Consider the following 4950-nt stretch of genomic DNA (forward strand, 5'->3'; position numbering starts at 1 on the left):
ACCACCACGAGGTCGCCCAGCGCCACCGCGGTGAACACCGCGGCCCAGCCGGCGGCGGACGGCCTCGCCGCCGCCACCGCCAGCGGCAGCACCGGCTGCGCGGTCAGCAGCGCCGCGAACCACGGCACGGTGAGCCGGCTCCCCCGCGCGTACCCGGCCGCCACGGCCGCCCCGATCCCCCCGACCAGCGCGGCGTACCGGCTCCCCGGCCAGCCGGCCACCCCGAACAGGTCCACCGACCAGGCCGCGTACCCGTCGAGCAGCACCAGCAGCAGCCCCACCGCGGCGAACGTCTCGGCGGTGCCGGGCAGCCCGCGCCGGCGGGCCAGCAGGGGCGCGGCCAGGGCGAGCCCGGTGCAGGCGAGCAGGATCAACGCGCGCCCGGCCACCCCGAACGCGGCCCAGGCGACCGCCGTGAAGACCACCGCCGCGGTGCCGAGCAGCAGTCCACCGAGGACGAAGAGGAGGCCCTGCACCGCCCGGGCCGAGGTCTCCGGCGCGCCGGGTGGCGCGGGCACGGCCGGCACCGGGCGGACCGGCGGCGGGGACGCCGGCGGCAGCGACACGACCGGGCGCGGGGGCGGGATCTCCCGCCGGATCCGGGCGCTGAGCTCCGCCCGGCGGACCCGCGCCGAGCCGAGCCGGACGCTCAACTCCTGGTACGCCACCCGGGCCTGCTCCACCTGCGGCGTCAGCGTGGCGATCTCCCGGTCCAGCCGGATCACCTCGGCGGCCGGCGGGTACGGCGGGTGACCGCAGCCGCGGCAGCCGGCGACGAGATCGGCGGGGGCGCCGCAGCCGGGACAGGGGTAGCCGGTGTTCTCCACCCGCCCAGCATCCTGACCGGAGGCAAGGGCGGACAGAGTAGGGATACCTAGGGTCGGGTCTGCTCGTGCACCCAGGCCGCGTAGTCGGGGTTGCCGCTCTCCACCCGCGTCACCAGGATCTCCGGCACCTCGTACGGGTGGCTGACGCGGAGCTGGTCGACCAGGGCGTCCACCCGGTCCGGCGCGGTCTTGAACTGCACCGACCACTCGGTGGTCGTCTCGATCGCCGACCGCCACCAGTAGGTGCTCTCCACCTGGCCGCCCACCTGGGCACAGGCCGCCAGGCGGCCGGCCACGGCCGCCGCCGCGAGGAGGTCCGCCACCCGCCGGGCGTCCACCACCGTGGTCACCACGCAGATCTGCTCCACGAGCGCACCCTACGCGGCGTACCGGCCGGGATCGGTCAACCGGCGGCGACGCCGTCGCGGTTGGCCGCGATCCACCGGTCGATCCGCGCCCACCAGTCGAAGAGCCACTCGATGCGCTCCTGCTTGCCGGTGGGCACCTCCTCCGGCGGCACCGACCAGAACCGCATCACGATCCGCTTGTCCATCGGCAGCTCCCGCCACACGTCCGTGACGGTGAGCATCCGGTCCAGCCCGGTGTGCGCCACGAAGATCACCCCGGCGTCGGGGGCGGCCTCGAGGGCGGCGAGCAGGCCACCCGGCTGCGGGGCGAGCACGTGCCGCATCCGCTCCGCGCGCAGCGCCATCCGCTCCAGGCCGAGCGCACGCAGCTTGGCGATCGCCCGTAGCCGCCGGCCCGGGGTGAAGTTGCCGCCCTCCGGGAAGATCACGAAGGCGTCGTCGTCGTCCAGGTCGGTGGCGAGGTGGCCGATCTGCCGGATCGCCGTGTCCCGGCCGTCCGGGCCGGGCGCGATGAACCGGTTGGGCAGCCGGTTGAGCAGGACGTCGATCGCCGGGTCCCACTGGAGGCTCTCCTTGAGCACGATCCGGGGCTCCCGGTGGAACCAGTTGACCAGCGCGTGGATCAGGATGAACGAGTCACCCGGGCCGGCGTGCCGGCAGAGCACCAGCTCGGGGCGGCCGGGCAGGGCGGTGTCCGGGTCGGTGCCGACCACGTCGATACGCAGCCGCAGCGTCCAGCGGGCCTGCCAGAACAGCACCCGCAGGAAGCGGCCGGCGAGCAGGTAGTGCGCCCGCTGGAAGGCCGGTGAGCGCTTGTACCGGCCGAAGCCCGAGGCCAGCCAGAGCGCGAAGAGGGCGAGCAGGGCGGCGGCGTCCCAGACCAGGTAGACCGTGCCGATCCAGAGCAGCCGCAGCGGCCGGAGCCGCCCCGGCACCAGCGGCGAGGCGGCCAGCGCCAGCAGCGCCCAGCCGGGCAGCGTGCCCAGGACCGCGACGGCCAGCAGCACCACGCTGGGGGCGAGGAGCAACCGGCGTACCCACCGGGGCGGCAGCGGCATCAGCGCTCCAGCCGGGCGTCCAGGTAGCGGCGGGAGGCGGTGTACGCGCGGCTGATCCGCCGCCCCACCGCGGCCATGTCGCGGTACGCCCACGGGCTGTCCTCGCGCGGCCCCGGGCCGCCGGTGGGGAGCACGTGCACCTCCACCCCGTCCGGCAGCGCCGCCATCTCCCGGGCGAACCGGTGCCGCCGGGCGATCTCGAAGGCCACCTGGGCGATCTCCCAGGGCCGGCGGGGCGGGGACAGCTCGCGTTCGATCCGCCCCACCTGGAGGACGAAGATCTGCCTCGCGCCGGCGGCGACCGCCTCGCCGACCGGGATCGAGTTGACCACCCCGCCGTCGATGTAGTGCTGGCCGTCGATCTCGGTGGGCGGCAGCAGGCCGGGGACCGAGGCGGAGGCGAGCACCGCCGGCACCAGCGGTCCGCTGTGGAACCAGTGCTCGGCGGCCCGCTCGATGTTCGCCGCGCAGCAGCGGAAGGGCACCTTGAGGTCGGCGAAGGTGGTCTCCTCGCCGAGTTCGTTCTCCAGCAGCCGGCGCAGCGGCCGCGGCGAGTGCAGGTGGGTACGGGCGGCGAAGCGCCGCAGCTGCCGGGCGACGGAGTCGCCGTACACCTCGCTCGCCTCGGGCGACGCCCAGAGCCGGACCAGCCGGTCGGTGACCGCCTCGGTCGGGTCGGCGGCGACCAGGGCGCCGTTGACCGCGCCGATCGAGGTGCCGAGCACCATGTCCGGCCGGACCCGGGCGCGGAACAGGGCGCGGAGCATGCCCACCTCGACCGCCCCGAGCACCCCGCCGCCACCGAGCACGAACGCCACCGGACCACTCGCCATGCCGTTCATCCTGGCACGCGGCGGGAAGGCGGCCCGGTCGAGCCGGTCCCGCCGGCGGCCGTGCTCACCGGGGGCGACCGGGAGTGCGCGGGCCGTCGACCACGGACCGGACAGCCGTTGACAGGTCGGACACATTCCCGCAACCTGATACCGCTCCCAAGGCAGGCAGGTGCGATGTGAAGGCGTCACTGCACGGCGGCAGGCTGCTGGCCCGCAGGTACCGGCTCATCGACCAGATCGGGGCCGGCGGCATGTCCGTGATCTGGCGGGCCCGCGACGAGGTGCTGGACCGGATCGTCGCGGTGAAGGTGCTCGCGCCGTCGCTCGCCGCCGACGCCCGCTTCCGGGACATGGTGCGCGAGGAGGCCCGGTCCGCCGCCCAGCTGGTCCACCCGCACGTCACCGCCGTGCACGACTACGGCGAGACGGTGGCGCCGGACGGCAGCATCACCTCCTTCGTGGTGATGGAGCTGCTCGCCGGGGAGGAGCTGGAGCGCCGGCTCACCGAGGGGCCGCTGCCCTGGCCGCAGGCGGTGGAGATCGGCGCGCAGGTGGCCGAGGCGCTGGCCGCGGCGCACCGGCTGGGCATTGTGCACCGGGACATCACCCCGGCGAACGTGATGATGACCCGGGTCGGCGCGAAGGTCCTCGACTTCGGGATCGCCACCCGGGTCGGCGCGCCCGACGAGGACGAGGACGGCGGCACGTTCGGCACGCCGGCTTACGTGGCGCCGGAGCGGCTGGACGGCGCGCCGGCCCAACCCGCCACCGACGTCTACTCGCTGGGCGTGCTGCTGTTCGAGACGCTGACCGGCCAGGTGCCGTACCCGGCGGACACCTGGGACCAGCTCAGCGAGGCGCTGGCGGAGGGTCCGGCGCCCAGCCTGGACGTACCCGGGCTGCCCTCGCCGGTGGCGGAGATCTGCCTGCGCTGCCTGGCCGCCGAGCCTCGGCGGCGGCCCACCGCGCACCAGGTGGCGGCGGCGTTGCGGGACCAGTTGCTGCCCGCCGACCCGCAGGCCGCCACGATGCTGGCGCCGACGATGACCCTGCCGGCGCTGCCGCGCACGGAGCCGGCTGTTCCCGCCACCGCGGAGGTCGGCGCCGGCCGCGCCGCCCCGGCGGGCCGCCGCCGGCCGCTGCTGCTGGTGGGGGTCGGTGTGGTGGTGGTCGCCGGGGCCGCGCTGCTGGTGCCCGCGCTGGTCCCGGACGGCCGGCCGTCGTCGGACGGCCTGCCGGCCACGGGGCCGGTGGTCGTCCCCTCCACCGCACCACCGAGTCGGGGCACCGCCTGGTCCGAGCCTCCGGCGTCGAGCCCGAGCCGGTCGGCCCGCACGACCACCACCCCGCCGGCGCCGCCGCCCGGGATCAGCCTGGTCGAGGCGGGCAACCGGGTGGAGGCGCTGATCGAGGCCGGGCTGGCCGCCGGCCGCATCCGCGAGGACGTCGGGGTGGACCTGCGCAACCTGCTGCACCACGCGACCGCCGCGTCGGGCGCGGGCGACCTGGCCGCCGCGGTGGACCGGCTCCGCGGCAAGATCGCCGAGCGGCAGCGGGAGGGCAGCATCAGCCCCGAGTACGCCCGTCAGCTCGACGCGGCCGCCGCCGACCTGGCCGGGGCCCGGACCTGACCGCTCAGCGGGCGACGACCGGGGCCGCCGGCCGCTCCCCCGCGTACGCCGCGCGAGCCGCCAGGAAGCTCCGGTAGACCGACTCGTAGCCGAGGGCCATCCGCTCCACCGAGAAGTTCTCCGCGACGTGGGCCACGCAGTCGGCCGGGTCCAGATCGGACGCGCGCCGCAGACCCCCGGGCACCACATAGCGCCGCTCGCAGGCCAGCCCGGGCTACCCGGGCCGGCCCCGC

Annotated in this window: 5 protein-coding genes and 1 pseudogene; 1 reads left to right on the plus strand and 5 read right to left on the minus strand. The window is 76.2% G+C overall.

The genetic code is table 11. From position 1 onward, the window contains the following. From ACWEVO_RS29980 to ACWEVO_RS29995, 4 genes and pseudogenes are all read right to left on the minus strand, one after another. Positions 1 to 827: pseudogene (locus ACWEVO_RS29980) on the minus strand (SCO7613 C-terminal domain-containing membrane protein); the annotation flags it as partial. Positions 828 to 874: 47 nt separating this feature from the next. After that, the gene (cutA, locus tag ACWEVO_RS29985; RefSeq protein ID WP_452310830.1) at positions 875 to 1195 is read right to left on the minus strand and encodes a divalent-cation tolerance protein CutA; all 321 of its coding nucleotides are present in this window, start codon (positions 1193 to 1195) and stop codon (positions 875 to 877) included. A gap of 35 nt (positions 1196 to 1230) precedes the next feature. Continuing rightward, positions 1231 to 2253 carry a 1-acyl-sn-glycerol-3-phosphate acyltransferase gene (locus ACWEVO_RS29990; RefSeq protein ID WP_452310831.1) on the minus strand — a complete coding sequence of 341 codons (1023 nt, stop codon included), beginning with the start codon at positions 2251 to 2253 and terminating at the stop codon, positions 1231 to 1233. Further along, on the minus strand, positions 2253 to 3086 hold the full coding sequence (locus ACWEVO_RS29995) for a patatin-like phospholipase family protein (protein WP_452310832.1): 834 nt from the start codon (positions 3084 to 3086) through the stop codon (positions 2253 to 2255). The genes ACWEVO_RS29990 and ACWEVO_RS29995 overlap by 1 nt, the downstream gene beginning before the upstream one ends. A gap of 176 nt (positions 3087 to 3262) precedes the next feature. Here ACWEVO_RS29995 and ACWEVO_RS30000 point away from each other — a divergent pair, with 176 nt between their 5' ends. Further along, positions 3263 to 4717 carry a protein kinase domain-containing protein gene (locus ACWEVO_RS30000; protein WP_452310833.1) on the plus strand — a complete coding sequence of 485 codons (1455 nt, stop codon included), beginning with the start codon at positions 3263 to 3265 and terminating at the stop codon, positions 4715 to 4717. Positions 4718 to 4721: 4 nt separating this feature from the next. On the opposite strand, the gene ACWEVO_RS30005 is transcribed toward ACWEVO_RS30000, so the two are convergent. Further along, entirely contained in the window at positions 4722 to 4901 is a 180-nt protein-coding gene (locus ACWEVO_RS30005) for a hypothetical protein (RefSeq protein ID WP_452310834.1), read from the minus strand. Positions 4902 to 4950 lie beyond the last annotated feature (49 nt).

Source organism: Micromonospora sp. NPDC003776 (assembly GCF_053605645.1).

Excerpts from the sequence above, each read along its gene's own strand:
- ACWEVO_RS29990 (WP_452310831.1), bottom strand. The coding sequence starts at position 2,253 with ATGCCGCTGCCGCCCCGGTGGGTACGCCGGTTGCTCCTCGCCCCCAGC.
- ACWEVO_RS29995 (WP_452310832.1), bottom strand. The coding sequence starts at position 3,086 with ATGGCGAGTGGTCCGGTGGCGTTCGTGCTCGGTGGCGGCGGGGTGCTC.